The sequence below is a fragment of the Streptomyces sp. F63 genome (assembly GCF_018070345.1).
Lineage (GTDB): Bacteria > Actinomycetota > Actinomycetes > Streptomycetales > Streptomycetaceae > Streptomyces.
Map to the genome: position 1 here is coordinate 37,658 of NZ_JAGPXX010000026.1, position 14,138 is coordinate 51,795.

At 74.1% G+C, this 14,138-nt stretch carries 13 protein-coding genes; 6 read left to right on the plus strand and 7 right to left on the minus strand.

Annotated elements, in window-relative coordinates; translation table 11 throughout:
- Positions 1-154: 154 nt before the first annotated feature.
- Both KBZ10_RS22230 and KBZ10_RS22235 read right to left on the minus strand, forming a co-directional pair.
- Positions 155-1,744 carry a DEAD/DEAH box helicase gene (locus tag KBZ10_RS22230; protein WP_210989459.1) on the minus strand — a complete coding sequence of 530 codons (1,590 nt, stop codon included), beginning with the start codon at positions 1,742-1,744 and terminating at the stop codon, positions 155-157.
- 159 nt (positions 1,745-1,903) lie between these two features.
- The gene (locus KBZ10_RS22235; RefSeq protein ID WP_210989460.1) at positions 1,904-2,107 is read right to left on the minus strand and encodes a cold-shock protein; all 204 of its coding nucleotides are present in this window, start codon (positions 2,105-2,107) and stop codon (positions 1,904-1,906) included.
- Between the two features lie 329 nt (positions 2,108-2,436).
- Between KBZ10_RS22235 and KBZ10_RS22240 the strand changes: the two genes are divergently transcribed.
- Both KBZ10_RS22240 and KBZ10_RS22245 read left to right on the plus strand, forming a co-directional pair.
- On the plus strand, positions 2,437-3,117 hold the full coding sequence (locus tag KBZ10_RS22240; protein ID WP_210989461.1) for a response regulator transcription factor: 681 nt from the start codon (positions 2,437-2,439) through the stop codon (positions 3,115-3,117).
- Between the two features lie 67 nt (positions 3,118-3,184).
- Positions 3,185-4,438 carry an ATP-binding protein gene (locus tag KBZ10_RS22245; protein ID WP_210989462.1) on the plus strand — a complete coding sequence of 418 codons (1,254 nt, stop codon included), beginning with the start codon at positions 3,185-3,187 and terminating at the stop codon, positions 4,436-4,438.
- 31 nt (positions 4,439-4,469) lie between these two features.
- Here KBZ10_RS22245 and KBZ10_RS22250 read toward each other — a convergent pair whose 3' ends face one another.
- Positions 4,470-4,976 carry a GtrA family protein gene (locus KBZ10_RS22250; protein ID WP_210989463.1) on the minus strand — a complete coding sequence of 169 codons (507 nt, stop codon included), beginning with the start codon at positions 4,974-4,976 and terminating at the stop codon, positions 4,470-4,472.
- Positions 4,977-5,231: 255 nt separating this feature from the next.
- On the opposite strand from KBZ10_RS22250, the gene KBZ10_RS22255 reads away from it, so the two are divergent.
- From KBZ10_RS22255 to KBZ10_RS22265, 3 genes are read left to right on the plus strand one after another with little or no spacing between them, the layout of a single operon-like run.
- Positions 5,232-6,371 carry a 5-(carboxyamino)imidazole ribonucleotide synthase gene (locus KBZ10_RS22255; protein WP_307847559.1) on the plus strand — a complete coding sequence of 380 codons (1,140 nt, stop codon included), beginning with the start codon at positions 5,232-5,234 and terminating at the stop codon, positions 6,369-6,371.
- Positions 6,368-6,898: a 5-(carboxyamino)imidazole ribonucleotide mutase gene (gene purE, locus KBZ10_RS22260; RefSeq protein ID WP_210989465.1), complete on the plus strand. Its 531-nt coding sequence runs from the start codon at positions 6,368-6,370 to the stop codon at positions 6,896-6,898. The genes KBZ10_RS22255 and purE overlap by 4 nt, the downstream gene beginning before the upstream one ends.
- Before the next feature lie 35 nt (positions 6,899-6,933).
- Complete coding sequence (locus KBZ10_RS22265) at positions 6,934-8,169, plus strand: dipeptidase (protein ID WP_210989466.1); 1,236 nt, start codon at positions 6,934-6,936, stop codon at positions 8,167-8,169.
- Positions 8,170-8,209: 40 nt separating this feature from the next.
- Here KBZ10_RS22265 and KBZ10_RS22270 read toward each other — a convergent pair whose 3' ends face one another.
- The 3 genes from KBZ10_RS22270 to KBZ10_RS22280 form a co-directional block, all read right to left on the minus strand.
- Complete coding sequence (locus KBZ10_RS22270) at positions 8,210-8,596, minus strand: VOC family protein (protein ID WP_210989467.1); 387 nt, start codon at positions 8,594-8,596, stop codon at positions 8,210-8,212.
- Between the two features lie 179 nt (positions 8,597-8,775).
- Complete coding sequence (locus KBZ10_RS22275) at positions 8,776-10,158, minus strand: (Fe-S)-binding protein (RefSeq protein WP_210989468.1); 1,383 nt, start codon at positions 10,156-10,158, stop codon at positions 8,776-8,778.
- Positions 10,155-11,537: an FAD-binding oxidoreductase gene (locus KBZ10_RS22280; RefSeq protein ID WP_210989469.1), complete on the minus strand. Its 1,383-nt coding sequence runs from the start codon at positions 11,535-11,537 to the stop codon at positions 10,155-10,157. The genes KBZ10_RS22275 and KBZ10_RS22280 overlap by 4 nt, the downstream gene beginning before the upstream one ends.
- A gap of 304 nt (positions 11,538-11,841) precedes the next feature.
- Here KBZ10_RS22280 and KBZ10_RS22285 point away from each other — a divergent pair, with 304 nt between their 5' ends.
- Positions 11,842-12,510, plus strand: coding sequence for a GntR family transcriptional regulator (locus tag KBZ10_RS22285; protein ID WP_210989470.1), 669 nt, complete (start codon positions 11,842-11,844; stop codon positions 12,508-12,510).
- Between the two features lie 110 nt (positions 12,511-12,620).
- Here the strand turns inward: KBZ10_RS22285 and KBZ10_RS22290 are convergent, their stop codons facing one another.
- Entirely contained in the window at positions 12,621-13,961 is a 1,341-nt protein-coding gene (locus KBZ10_RS22290; RefSeq protein WP_210989471.1) for a UDP-glucose/GDP-mannose dehydrogenase family protein, read from the minus strand.
- Between the last annotated feature and the right edge of the window lie 177 nt (positions 13,962-14,138).

The window sequence follows — 14,138 nt, forward strand, 5'->3', positions numbered from 1 at the left end:
CCGTACCACCCGAGGTGGTCCGGGCCTTTTCGTCGCGTACCGCAGCCCGCCGGGGGGCGCCGCACGGGGCCGCGCACCGCCCGGTGCCCCCGGCCCCCGGCCACCGGCCACCGGCTACCGGCCCCCGGCGACCGGCGGTGCGGACGGCCGCCGCTCAGGCGACCGGCCGCGCCGAGCCGCCGGCACCGCCGCGGCCGGAATGCCGCCGCCGGCTGCGGCCCTCGCCGCTGCGGCCGCGGTACGGGGCGCCGGCGGTGCCCCCCGTCCCGCCGGTGCGGCCGGCGCCGCCGGAGCGCGGCCCGCGCTTGCGGGCCGGGGCGGCCGGCTGGGCCGGGGCCTGGATGACGACGGCCCGGCCCGACGGCGGGCGCGCGCCCGTGATCCGTACCAGCTCCGGGTCGCCGGGCCGCACCCGCGCCGTGCCGGGGGAGATCCGGGCCTCCGTCATCAGCTTGCTCATGTCCCGCCGCTGGTCGGGGGTGACCAGGGTGACGACGGTGCCCGCCTCGCCGGCGCGGGCCGTGCGGCCGCCGCGGTGGAGGTAGTCCTTCGCCTCGGTCGGCGGATCGACGTTGACCACGAGATCGAGCCCGTCGATGTGGATGCCGCGCGCCGCGACGTTCGTGGCGATGAGCGTCGTGGCCTCACCGGTCCTGAACTGCTCGAGGGTCCGGGTGCGCTGCGGCTGCGACTTGCCGCCGTGCAGGGCCACGGCCCGGACCCCGGCGGCCAGCAGCTGCTTGGTGAGCCGGTCGGCGCCGCGCTTGGTGTGCACGAACATGATCGTGCGGCCCTCGCGCGCGGCGATCTCCGTCACCGTGGCCTTCTTGTCCGTGTCCTGGACATGCAGCACATGGTGCTCCATGGCCGTGACGGTGGCCGCCGACGGATCCACGGAGTGGGTCACCGGATCGACCAGGAAGCGGCGCACCAGCTTGTCCACGTTCCGGTCCAGCGTCGCCGAGAACAGCATCCGCTGCCCGTCCGGCGCCACCTGCTCCATGAGCCGGGTGACCTGCGGCAGGAAGCCCATGTCGGTCATCTGGTCGGCCTCGTCGAGCACGGTGACGGCGACATCGCCGAGCGAGCAGGCGCGGCGGTCGATCAGATCGGCGAGCCGGCCCGGAGTGGCGACGAGCACCTCGGCGCCCTTGCGCAGCGCCTCCGTCTGCCGGTTGATCGACATCCCGCCGACGACGGTGGTGATGCGCAGCCCGAGCGCCGTCGCGTACGGGGTCAGGGCGTCGGTGACCTGGGTCGCCAGCTCCCGGGTGGGGACGAGGACGAGCGCGAGGGGCCGCTTCCCGTCGGCCCGGCGGCCGGCGGTGCGGCTCAGCAGCGGCAGGCCGAAGGCGAGCGTCTTGCCGGAGCCGGTCCGGCCGCGGCCGAGGACGTCCCGGCCGGCGAGCGAGTCGGGCAGCGTCGCGGACTGGATGGGGAACGGGTCGGTGACGCCGTTCGCCGTGAGCGCGGTGAGCAGTGCCGGGTTCAGCGGCAGCTCCGCGAAGGTCGCGGCGGGCGGCCGCGGGGGAGTCCCGGGGGCCGCGGGGGCCGCCGGCTCGGTGGAGACGGCCGGGGCCGCCGGGGCGGCGGCCTTCCGGCCACCGGTCCGCGTGCCGTTCCCCGGGGTGTTCGCCGGCCTGCGGCCGCGGGAGCGCGGAGCGCGGCGGCCGGATCCGGTGCCGGAGCCGTCGCCGGGACCGTTGCCGGAGGCGGCGGAACCGCTGGTGGTGGGGCGGGGCATAGGGGAAGCCTTCCTGCTGCGGGTGAGCTCGGCGGCGTACGGAACGGGCGGCGCCGGGCGGCGCGGCCCCCGCGGCAGGGAGCTCGGTGGGGCACGGAAAGGGGCCCGCACCGGTGAGTGCGGGCCCCTGCCGTGAGATACGCGGTGGTCCTCAGCGCATCAGAGAGCGCGGATGTTCTCCGCCTGCGGGCCCTTGGGGCCCTGCGTGACGTCGAACTCGACCTTCTGGCCCTCGATGAGCTCACGGAAGCCCTGGGCGTTGATGTTGGAGTAGTGGGCGAAGACGTCGGGGCCGCCGCCGTCCTGCTCCAGGAAGCCGAAGCCCTTCTCCGAGTTGAACCACTTCACGGTGCCGGTTGCCATCATGCTCTCCTTCATGGGGGGACGTGCGGTGCGGCACTGCGCCGCTCCGAGTCGCTGAGATGTTCGCCCCAGTCCGGACATGCCTCCGGCAAAACAAAGAGCGCCCGGGATCACAATTTCCCAGGCGCGCACGTTCTTGGGTACCACAACTGCAACTCCGCCAACTTAGCACACACAGGGCGGAGGCGTTCATGTGTCCCCGGACACAGCGGGGCCCCGGCCCGCGCGGAGCCCGGCCCGCGCGGAGCGCGCCTCCTCCCGCCGGCCGTCCCGGTCCCGGTCCCCCGGACCGCCCCCGGCCTCGCGGTACCGCGGACTACCATCACTCCATGACCCGTGTACTGCTCGCCGAGGACGACGCGTCCATCTCGGAGCCGCTCGCGCGCGCACTGCGCCGCGAGGGATACGAGGTCGAGGTGCGGGAGGACGGGCCAGCCGCCCTCGCCGCCGGGCTGCGGGACGCCGTCGATCTCCTCGTCCTCGACCTGGGCCTGCCGGGCATGGACGGGCTGGAGGTGGCCCGCCGTCTCCGCACCGAGGGGCACACCTTCCCGATCCTGGTGCTCACCGCGCGCGCCGACGAGGTGGACACCGTGGTGGGCCTCGACGCGGGCGCCGACGACTACGTCACCAAGCCCTTCCGGCTCGCCGAACTCCTCGCCCGGGTACGGGCCCTGCTGCGCCGCGGCGTGGCCGAGCCCTCCCAGCAGCCGTCGGCCGCCCACGGCGTCCGGATCGACGTCGAGTCGCACCGGGCCTGGATGGGTGAGGAGGAACTCCAGCTCACCGCGAAGGAGTTCGACCTGCTGCGGGTGCTGGTACGGGACGCCGGCCGGGTCGTCACCCGCGACCAGCTGATGCGCGAGGTGTGGGACACCACCTGGTGGTCCTCCACCAAGACCCTCGACATGCACATCTCCTGGCTCCGCAAGAAGCTGGGGGACGACGCCGCCAACCCCCGCTACATCGCGACCGTCCGCGGCGTCGGATTCCGTTTCGAGAAGAGCTGACGGGGACCGCGCGGCCGTCCCCGGGACCACGCGAGACCCCCGCCCAGCCCCCGCCCCGGAGGGCACCGTGCGCCGTCGTCTGATCAACTCCACACTCGCCGTGGTCCTCGTCGTCATCGCCGTCTTCGGGATCTCGCTCGTCCTCGTGGAGACCCGCACCATCCGGGAGGCGGCGCAGGAGAGCGTGGAGTCCGACGCCGTCCGGCTGATGAGCGTGGTGGACGGGCGGCTGGCCGGCGGTGACCCGGTCGGCTCCGAGGTGCTGCGCGAGCAGGTGGCGGCGGGCCGCTACGCCCGGGTGGAGCTGGAGGGCGCCCCCGACCTGGAGATCGGTGACGATCCCTCCGGGGAGGTCATCGAGGCACGGGTCACCGGTGACATGGGGGAGCGGATCACCGTACGGGAATCGGGCGCCGTGGTGGGGGACGAGATCGGCCGTGCCGTCCTGATCATTCTCGGGGTCTCCCTGCTCGCCGTCCTGGCGGCCCTGCTGCTGGCCCTCTGGCAGGCCCGCCGGCTGACGGCGCCGCTCACCGACCTCGCCGACACCGCGGAACGGCTCGGTTCCGGGGACCCCCGGCCGCGCCACCGGCGGTACGGCGTCCCGGAACTCGACCGGGTGGCGGACGTCCTCGACGCCAGCGCCGAACGCATCGGCCGCATGCTGACCGCGGAACGGCGCCTCGCGGCCGACGCCTCCCACCAGCTCCGCACGCCGCTGACCGCGCTCTCCATGCGGCTGGAGGAGATCTCGGTCACCGACGACCCGGAGACGGCCAAGGAGGAGGCGGCCATAGCGCTCGGGCAGGTGGAGCGGCTGACCGACGTGGTCCAGCGGCTGCTCACCAACTCCCGCGACCCGCGCAGCGGCTCGGCCGTCTCCTTCGATCTGGACGAGGTGGTCAAACAGCAGGTGGAGGAGTGGCGCCCGGCGTATCGCAGCGCGGGGCGGGCGGTGGTCTGCTCGGGCAAGAAGGGACTGCGGGCGGTGGGTACCCCCGGCGCGGTCTCCCAGGTGCTCGCCACCCTGGTGGAGAACTCGCTGATGCACGGTGCGGGAACGGTCGCCCTGCGCACCCGGGTCACCGGCAACCAGGTCGTCGTCGAGGTCGCGGACGAGGGGCCGGGCGTCTCCCCGGCCCTGGGCGCCAGGGTGTTCGAGCGGACGGTCAGCGGCCGCAACTCCACGGGCATCGGCCTGGCGGTCGCCCGCGATCTGGCGGAAGCGGACGGCGGGCGGCTGGAGCTGCTGCAGCAGCGTCCGCCGGTGTTCGCGCTGTTCCTGAGCCGCGAAGCGGATCAGGCGTATGGAGGGGCCTGAGCCGCGGGACGGACGAGGTCCGGGGCGGGGCTCAGCCCCGCGGCTCCCCGGGCCGGGGGGTGTCCTCCGCGGGAAGGTTCCCGGCCGGGACGGCCTCCCGCACCGGGCGTCTCCGGAACACCCAGGTCCGGTACGACCAGAAGCGGAAGACCGAGGCGATGCCGACCCCGACGACGTTCTTCGCGATGTTGTCCGCCAGGGTCGAGGTGTAGCCGAGCCCGTAGTGGGAGAGGGCCAGGATGCCGTTCTCGATCACCAGGCCGATGCCGCTGAAGAACACGAACAGTCCCAGCTCCCGGCTCTGCCCGTCCTTGTCCCGGGCGCGGTACGTCCAGTGCCGGTTGCCCAGGTAGTTGGTGGCGATGGCGGCGACGGTGGCGATGACCCCGGAGCGGACGACGGCGAGTCCGAAGCCGTGCACGCAGAGGTTGAACACCAGGAAGTTGACGAGGGTGCCGACGGCTCCGACGGTCCCGAACTTCGCCGCTTCCCGGCTCACGCGCCGCACGCGGCCGCGCAGCGTCGGCCTTCCGGTCATGGGAATGGTCTGACTCCGTCGTTCGGCGGCCCGGAGGTCCGCGGTGGCCTGTGGGCGGCTGTGGGCGGTCGGTGCCTGGCTCCGGGCGGCCGCGGTGGCCCGCCGGCGGCCGGGCCACATCATGCTAACCACGCCCTCCCGCGTCCCGCGCGCGGTTCCCGGCCCGCCGGCTCGCCGCGGGTGGGGCCGGGTATGGAGGATCGTCCGAGGGACCGGGCGGCGGAGGCGCGGCGGCGGGCGGATACCCTGGTCCCTGTGACATTCCCGGTAGTCGGCATGGTCGGCGGCGGACAGCTCGCCCGAATGACCCACGAGGCGGGCATCCCCCTCGGCATCAGGTTCAAGCTGTTCAGCGACACCCCGCAGGACTCCGCGGCCCAGGTCGTGAACGACGTGGTCGTGGGGGATTACCGCGACCTCGGTACCCTTCGTGCGTTCGCACAGGGCTGCGACGTGATCACCTTTGATCACGAACACGTCCCGACCGAACATCTGCGCGCGCTGGAGGCGGACGGCATCCCCGTGCGCCCCGGACCCGGTGCCCTGGTCCACGCCCAGGACAAGGGCGTGATGCGGGCCGGGCTGGACCGGATCGGGATCCCCTGCCCGCGCCACCGGATCGTGACCGACCCCGCCGACGTCACCCGCTTCGCCGCCGAGGGCGACGGCTTCCCGGTCGTCCTCAAGACCGTCCGCGGCGGCTACGACGGCAAGGGCGTCTGGGTGGTGCGGGACGAGGCCGCGGCCGCCGATCCGTTCAAGGCGGGCGTCCCGGTGCTGGCCGAGGAGATGGTCGACTTCGCCCGGGAGCTGGCCGCGAACGTCGTCCGCTCCCCGCACGGCCAGGCCGTCGCCTATCCCGTCGTGGAGTCGCGGCAGGTGAACGGGGTCTGCGACACCGTGATCGCGCCGGCGCCCGGTCTCTCCGCGGAACGGTCCGCGGAGGCCCAGCGGATGGCGCTGGCCATCGCCGCGGAGCTGGACGTCACCGGCCACCTCGCCGTGGAGCTGTTCGAGACCCGGGACGGCCGGCTGCTGGTCAACGAACTGGCCATGCGCCCCCACAACTCCGGCCACTGGACCCAGGACGGCGCCGTCACCTCGCAGTTCGCCAACCACCTCCGCGCCGTGCTCGACCTGCCGCTCGGGGACCCGCGCCCCCGCGCGCCCTGGACCGTCATGGTCAACGTCCTCGGCGGCGACTACCCCGACATGTACGCCGCGTATCTGCACTGCATGGCCCGGGACCCGCAACTCAAGATCCACATGTACGGCAAGGACGTGAAGCCCGGCCGCAAGGTCGGCCACGTCACCACGTACGGCGACGACCTGGCCGAGGTGCTCGAACGCGCCCGGCACGCCGCCGGCTACCTCCGAGGGACGATCACCGAATGAGCGCCACCGCCCCAGCCGTCGGCATCGTCATGGGCTCCGACTCCGACTGGCCGGTGATGGAGGCCGCCGCCGAGGCCCTCGCCGAGTTCGGGATCGCCCACGAGGCCGACGTCGTCTCCGCGCACCGCATGCCGCACGAGATGATCGCCTACGGCGAGCGGGCCGCGGACCGGGGCCTCAAGGTGATCATCGCGGGCGCGGGCGGAGCCGCCCACCTCCCGGGCATGCTGGCCTCCGTCACCCCGCTCCCGGTCATCGGCGTCCCCGTCCCGCTGAAGCACCTCGACGGCATGGACAGCCTGCTCTCCATCGTGCAGATGCCGGCCGGGGTCCCCGTCGCGACCGTCTCCGTGGCCGGCGCGCGCAACGCGGGCCTGCTGGCCGTACGGATGCTCGCCGCCAACGACCCGGACCTGATGGAGCGGATGCGCGCGTTCCAGGAGAAGCTCAAGGAGCAGGCCACCGAGAAGGGCAAGCGGCTGCGGGCCAGGACCGGGGGAGCGGCGGGATTCGGCTTCGGGGGCTGATTCGTCCCCCGCCGCGCGCGGGCAGGGATGAGGTCATGACCGATCATGACCGGGCACCTGACGCCCACCTCGCCGAGGCCCGCGCGCTCCTCGCGGAGCACCCCGTCGCCGACGGCCACAATGACCTCCCCTGGGCCCTGCGCGAACAGGTCTTCTACGATCTGGACCGCCGCGACCTCGCCGCCGACCAGAGCGCGCATCTGCACACCGACCTCGCCCGGCTGCGGGCGGGGGGCGTCGGCGCGCAGTTCTGGTCGGTCTACGTCCGCTCCGACTACGACGGCGACCGCGCGGTCAGCGCCACCCTCGAACAGATCGACGTGGTCGGCCGGCTCATCGACCGCTACCCCGGCGACCTCCGGCGCGCCCTGACCGCCGACGACATGGAGGCCGCCCGCGCCGAGGGCCGGATCGCCTCCCTCATGGGCGCCGAGGGCGGCCACAGCATCAACTGCTCGCTGGGAACCCTCCGCTCCCTCCACCGGCTGGGCGTGCGCTACATGACGCTCACCCACAACGACAACATCGCCTGGGCCGACTCGGCCACCGACGAGAAGCGGATCGGCGGACTGAGCCGCTTCGGGGAGGAGGTCGTCCGGGAGATGAACCGCTGCGGGATGCTCGTGGACCTCTCCCACGTCTCCGCCGGCACGATGCGCGACGCGCTGCGCGTCACCGAGGCGCCCGTCCTCTTCTCGCACTCCTCCGCGCGCGCCGTCTGCGACCACCCGCGCAACATCCCCGACGACGTGCTGGAAGCGCTGCCGGCCAACGGCGGCACCGCGATGGTCACCTTCGTGCCGAAGTTCGTCCTGCCCGAGGCCATCGAGTGGACGCAGGCCGCCGACCTGAACATGAAGGCCCACGGCCTGCACCCGCTCGACACCACCGAGGCCGCTCTGCGGGTGCAGCGGATGTACGAGGAGCGGCACCCGCGGCCGGTCGCCACCGCCGCGGACGTCGCCGATCACCTCGACCACATGCGCGAGGCGGCCGGCGTCGACCACCTCGGCATCGGCGGCGACTACGACGGCACCGCCTTCACCCCGGCCGGCCTGGAGGACGTCGCCGGCTACCCGAACCTGATCGCGGAACTCCTCCGCCGCGGCTGGTCCCGGACCGACCTGGCCAAGCTGACCTGGCGGAACGCCGTCCGCACGCTGCGCGCCGCCGAGGACGCCGCCCGCGACCTCCGCTCCCGGCGCGGCCCGTCCAACGCCACCATCGGCGAACTGGACGGGCCCGACGGGCCGGAGGGGCCGGCCGGCTGAAACGCATGCCGGGCACCGGCCCGGCCGTGGCCGGCCGGTGTCAGGTGGCGAACGAGCCCTGGACGAGGCAGAAGGGGTGGCCCGCCGGATCGGCGTACACCCGGAAACCGCGCTTGCCGCCCTCGTCGTCGGTGTCCAGGGCCTTGGCGCCCAGGGCCAGCGTCTGCCGTTCGGCCTCCTCCACGGCGTCGACGTACAGATCGAGATGGATCTGCTGGGAGCGCTCGGCCGAGGGCCACTGCGGCGGCTGAAAGCCCTCGGCCCGCTGGAACGCCAGCCGCCAGCCGTCCTCGGTGGTGAGCTCCACCCAGCGGTCGTTGCTCTCCTCGACCTTCGGCTCGCCGCCCAGCAGCCCGGCGTAGAAGCGGGCGAGCGCGAGGGGGTCGGGGCAGTCGAGGACCACCCAGCCCTTGCGTGCGATGGGCATGCTTCCTCCCGGTATCCGATCGGTACCTCACGGCTGACCGTGAAGCGGCCGGGTGAAACCTGCCCGGCGGGAGCCCGGGAAACGCCGGGACGGTGCGGGTTTCGTCGCGGTGTTCCGCACCGGTGCCCGCGGCAGGACGAGGGCGTCCGGCCGGCCCACCGGGAACGGGCGCCGGGCGGTCACCCGTTCCGTGGCCCGGGAGAACCCCCCGGGGACTGGCCGGGCTTCGCCGCCAGGGTCAGGAACTCCGCGAGGTGGATCGCCCGGGCCCGGGAGCGCCGGCGCCGCAGCCCCTGCTGGACCTGGCGCAGGCAACCCGGGTTGACGGTGACGACGTAGTCGACGCCGAGCTGCTCGATGGCGTCCAGCTTCGGGTCCAGGACGGCCCTGCTGTCGTCGGGCCGGAGCATGGCGTAGGTGCCCGCCGCTCCGCAGCACTGGCCCGCGCCCGGCAGCTCCACGTAGTCGGCGACGGCCGCGATCAGCTCGCGGGGCGGCCGGGTGACGCCCAGTCCGTTGCGCAGATGGCAGGAGTCCTGGAGCACGGCGCGGGCCCGGCGGCCGCCGGCCGTGACCTCACCGGCCGGGGCGTACTCCGCCTCGCCGAGGTACTCGCTCAGCTCCCGCACCCGGTCCCGGCCGAGATGGTGGGCGAGATGCGCGGCGCAGCCTCCGGCCGTGGTCAGGATCGTGCCGGGCAGCTTCTCGCCGAGGGCGCGGGCCATCGCGGCGCCGGCGGCGGAGTCGCCGTTGTGGGCGTGGAGGGCACCGCAGCAGCCCTGCCCGGAGGGGACGGAGAGCTCGGGGCACAGCTTCCGGGCGGCGCGGGACACCTTGGGGTAGAGGCCCCGTTCGACGCAGCCGAGCATCAGTGAGACGGGCGGATTTGGTGCCGGCTGCCGCCTGTCCGGGGCAGCGGCCTGCCCGGCCGGTTCGGCGGGCCCGGCTGCCGCCGCCCCTTCCGCGGGGGACCGCTCCGGCTGCCCGTGGACTCCGCCCCGGCCACCGCCGCGGGCGTGGCGGCGTACCAGTCCCTGGAGCCGCAGCAGCGCGGGCCGTGAGACGAGGAGCATCAGGATCCGCGCGATCCACGGCCGGTCGCGGCCGCTCCACTGGTGGTCGCGCCACTGCTCCAGCAGTGAGCCGTACTCCACCCCGGCGGGGCAGACGGTCTCACAGGCGCGGCAGCCCAGGCAGAACGACGACTCCTCGGCCAGGGTCGGGTCGCCGGGAGGGAGCTGTCCGGTCTCCAGGGCCCGCATCAGGGTGATCCGGCCGCGCGGGGACGAGGTCTCCTCGCCGGTGAGGGCGTAGGTGGGGCAGGCGGGCAGGCAGAAGCCGCAGGAGATGCAGCGGTCGAGCAGGCTCTGGTCGAAGAGGCCGAGGTTTCCGCCCGGTCCGGAGGCGGGGGAGGGGGCGGGGGCGGAGACGGCGGGGCGGCGGCCGGATGCGGGATCCGCGTGGCGGCCGTGGCCGGGGCCCGCTGCCGCGTCGCCGTTCCCGGGACGCCCCGGCCGGTCGCCGTGTCCGGCGTTCTCACGGTCGTTCGTACGGTCGTTCATGAGCCGAGCTTTCCGGGGTTGAGGATGCCGGCCGGGTCGAAGGCCGTCTTGACGCGCCGCAGCAGGGCCATCTGGTCCGCGCCGATCTTGTCCGCCAGATACGGCAGCTTGGCCGCGCCCACGCCGTGTTCGCCGGTGATGGTGCCGTCCATGGCGAGGGCGGCGGCGAAGATCTCCGCGAAGGCGCGGTGCGCGCGGTCGGCGCCCTCGGTGTCCTCGGGGTCCAGTACGCAGGTGGGGTGGAGGTTGCCGTCCCCGGCGTGGCCGAAGGTGGCGATCAGCAGGTCGTGCTTCGCGGCGATCCCGTCGATGCGGTCGACCATCTCGGCCTGCCGGTGCCGCGGCACGGTGGCGTCCTCCAGGATCGTGAGCGAGCCGAGGCGGGAGAGCGCGGGGAGCGAGCAGCGGCGGGCCGCGAGCAGGGCGTCGGCGCGGGCCACGTCCTCCGCGAGGGTGGTCTCCAGTGCTCCGGCGCCCGCGCAGACGTCCTGGATGCGGGCCAGGTTCCCGGCCACGGCGCCGGGCGCGCCGTCGTCGCCGAAGAGCAGCAGCGCGCCCGCGTCCCGCCGCAGCCCGAGGCCGGCGAACTCCTCGACCGCCGCGATGCACTTGCGGTCGAGGAACTCCAGCGTGGCCGGGACGATTCCGGCGGAGATGACGTCCGCGACGGCCCGGGAGGCGTCGGCGAGGGAGTCGAAGTAGGCGACGCCGGTGCCGCTCTCCCCGGGGGCGGGCAGCAGGGCCACGGTGACCTCGGTGATCACCGCGAGGGTGCCCTCGGAGCCGGTGAGGAGGCGCGTCAGGTCGTAGCCGGCGACGTCCTTCCACAGCCGCCCGCCGGTCCGGATGATCTCGCCGGTGGGCAGGACCGCCTCCAGACCGAGGACGTAGTTGCGGGTGACCCCGTACTTCAGGCCGCGCAGCCCGCCGGCGCAGGTGGCCACATTGCCGCCGACCGTGGAGACGGTGCGGCTACCGGGGTCCGGGGCGTAGAGCAGCCCGCGGGCCGCCGCCGCGTCGGCCAGGGCGGCGGTGCTGACGCCCGGCTGCACCCGGGCCAGCAGCTCCTCGGGGCTGACCTCCAGGATCGTGTCGAGCCGGGTGAGGACGAGCACGATGCCGCCGGACAGCGGCACGGTGGCGGCGCACAGATTGGAGCCGGCGCCGCGCGGCACGACGGGGACGCGCCGCTCGGTGGCGTACCGCAGGACGGCCGCGACCTCCTCGGTGCTGCCCGGCAGCACCACGGCCTGCGGCAGGGCGTGGAAGAGGGGGGTGGCGTCGCGGCCGTAGGCGGTCAGCGCGCCGGCGTCCGTGCGGACGTGGCCGGGGCCGACGATGGCCGCGAGATCACGGGCGAGATCGGTGTCCGTGGTCATCGGCGCACCACCCTCCGGTCCGGTACGGGCGCCGGCCGCGGGGCGCACGGGGTGCGGACGGCGAGGGGCGGGGCCCCCGGAGGGCCGCCGTGCCCGGGACGTCCGCGGCGGGGTGGGAAGACCTGGTGGCAGGCAGCCATGACGCGCCCTCACCTCTCTGTATACCGGCCGGGGGCGCACGCCACTCCAGCCCAGGGGAACCCCGAGATTGTCAGACAACCAGACATGTCTGTCAACGGATCGCGTCCGGCGAGGGCCGGGGACGCCCGTGTGAGAATGAGGCCCCTGCCTGACGGAGGTGTGCATGGCTCCGGACGCCGCCCTTCGGCTGTCCACCGTCTCGGTCGTCGAGGCGCTCGCCGCGTCCCTGCGGGACCGGGTGCTCGACGGGCGGATCACGCCCGGCACCGCCCTCGCCGAGACCGAGATCGCGGCGGAGTACGCCGTCTCCCGGCCCACGGCCCGCAGCGCCGTGACCGCCCTGGTGCACGAGGGGCTGCTGCACCGCGAGGCCAACAAGGCGGCCTGCGTACCGCAGTTGACCCGGTCGGACATCGAGGACCTCTTCCTGGTCCGCACCCCCCTGGAGACGGCGGTCGTCCGCCTCCTGGTCGAGCGCGGCAGCGTGCCGTCGGCCGCCGCCGAGCGCGCCATCACGGACCTCGCCCGGCTCCCGGACGAGGCTCCGCACAGCGCCTTCGTCGAGAGCGACCTGCGGTTCCACCAGTCCCTGGTGGAAGCGGTCGGCAGCCCCCGGCTCAGCCGGCTCTACCGGGGCATCCAGGGCGAGGTCCATCTGTCGATGGTGCAGACGCGGCACACCCTGGGGCGCGAGCGCATCATCGCGGAGCACACCGCGGTCCTGGACGCCCTGCGCGCCGGGAACGCCGAGCAGGCCGTCCGCACCATGCGCACGCACCTGGAGGGCGCCTGCCACTCGCTGCGCGCGGTGGCCGGCGGCGGCAGCGGCTGACGGCACCGGCTGACGGCACCGCCACCGGACGGGCGGACCGCACCCCGGTCGCGGAGAACGCGGCCCGCGTGCGGCCGCGCACCGGCCCCCGGCGGACGGACCGGGCAGCCTCAGGCGTGGGGCCGCCCCAGGGCCCGGTACGTCCAGCCGGCCTCGCGCCAGGCATCCGGGGCGAGGGCGTTGCGCCCGTCCAGGAGACGGCGTTCGGCGACGACCTCGCCCAGCGCCACCGGGTCGAGCTCCCGGAACTCCCGCCACTCCGTGAGGTGCAGCACCACATCCGCGCCGCGCGCCGCCTCCAGGGCGCTCGGGGCGTACCCGAGCGTCGGGAAGACCCGGCGCGCGTTCTCCATGGCCTTCGGGTCGTAGACGGTGACCTGGCCGCCCTGGAGGTGGATCTGCCCGGCCACGTTGAGGGCGGGGGAGTCCCGGACGTCGTCCGAGTCCGGCTTGAAGGCGGCGCCGAGCACCGCCACCCGCACGCCGAGGAAGCCGCCGCCCACGGCCTCGCGGGCCAGTTCGACCATGTGACCGCGGCGGCGCATGTTGACCGAGTCGACCTCGCGGAGGAAGGCCAGCGCCTGCGGGGAGCCCAGCTCACCCGCGCGGGCCATGAAGGCCCGGATGTCCTTCGGCAGACAGCCGCCGCCGAAGCCGATCCCGGCCCGCAGGAACTTCTTGCCGATCCGCTCGTCGTGCCCGATGGCCTCGGCCAGCTTGGCGACATCACCGCCGGCGGCCTCGCAGACCTCGGCCATGGCGTTGATGAAGGAGATCTTGGTGGCGAGGAAGGAGTTGGCGGCGACTTTCACCAGTTCGGCGGTCGGGTAGTCGGTGACGACGAGCGGCGAGCCCTCCGCGAGCGGGGTCGCGTAGACCTCCCGCAGCTGCTTCTCGGCCCGCTCGCTCGCGACGCCGATGACGATGCGGTCCGGGTGCAGGGTGTCCTTGACGGCGAAGCCCTCGCGCAGGAACTCCGGATTCCAGGCGAGCTCGGCGTCCTCGCCCGCCGGGGCCTGCTCGGCGAGCAGGGCCGCGAGCCGGGCGGCGCTCCCCACCGGCACGGTGGACTTGCCGACGACGAGGGCGGGCCGGCGCAGATGCGGCGCCAGCGAGGTGAACGCGCTGTCGACGTAGCTCATGTCGCAGGCGTACTCGCCGTGCTTCTGCGGGGTGTTGACGCAGATGAAGTGGATGTCGCCGAACTCGCCCACCTCCTCGTACGAAGTGGTGAAACGCAGCCGGCCGCTGGAGCCGGGACGGCCCGCGACGTGCTTGCGGAGCAGCTCCTCCAGCCCGGGCTCGTACAGGGGGACGTTGCCCGCCGAGAGCGTCTCGATCTTCTCGGGGGAGATGTCGAGCCCCAGGACCTCGAAGCCGAGTTCGGCCATCGCCGCGGCGTGCGTGGCGCCGAGGTAGCCGGTGCCGATCACGGTGATCTTGGGTGCCATCGCTACTCCGTATGCGCGTGCGAGCGGACTGCGGCGAGCATATCCGCCCGCCGTGGAGCCCGCCGTCCGCCCCGTGGTCCGTCCCGCCGTGTGGTCCGTCCCGCCGTCACGCTGTCGCCAAACTCACCTGTACCCGGCGGGCCCGCGCGACTAGAATTAAGTTACTTAACGGTAGTT

Coding starts and splice junctions, on each gene's coding strand:
- purE (WP_210989465.1), top strand. CDS start 6,368: ATGAGCGCCACCGCCCCAGCCGTCGGCATCGTCATGGGCTCCGACTCC.
- KBZ10_RS22285 (WP_210989470.1), top strand. CDS start 11,842: ATGGCTCCGGACGCCGCCCTTCGGCTGTCCACCGTCTCGGTCGTCGAG.
- KBZ10_RS22265 (WP_210989466.1), top strand. CDS start 6,934: ATGACCGATCATGACCGGGCACCTGACGCCCACCTCGCCGAGGCCCGC.
- KBZ10_RS22275 (WP_210989468.1), bottom strand. CDS start 10,158: ATGAACGACCGTACGAACGACCGTGAGAACGCCGGACACGGCGACCGG.
- KBZ10_RS22235 (WP_210989460.1), bottom strand. CDS start 2,107: ATGGCAACCGGCACCGTGAAGTGGTTCAACTCGGAGAAGGGCTTCGGC.
- KBZ10_RS22270 (WP_210989467.1), bottom strand. CDS start 8,596: ATGCCCATCGCACGCAAGGGCTGGGTGGTCCTCGACTGCCCCGACCCC.
- KBZ10_RS22280 (WP_210989469.1), bottom strand. CDS start 11,537: ATGACCACGGACACCGATCTCGCCCGTGATCTCGCGGCCATCGTCGGC.
- KBZ10_RS22250 (WP_210989463.1), bottom strand. CDS start 4,976: ATGACCGGAAGGCCGACGCTGCGCGGCCGCGTGCGGCGCGTGAGCCGG.
- KBZ10_RS22240 (WP_210989461.1), top strand. CDS start 2,437: ATGACCCGTGTACTGCTCGCCGAGGACGACGCGTCCATCTCGGAGCCG.
- KBZ10_RS22230 (WP_210989459.1), bottom strand. CDS start 1,744: ATGCCCCGCCCCACCACCAGCGGTTCCGCCGCCTCCGGCAACGGTCCC.
- KBZ10_RS22290 (WP_210989471.1), bottom strand. CDS start 13,961: ATGGCACCCAAGATCACCGTGATCGGCACCGGCTACCTCGGCGCCACG.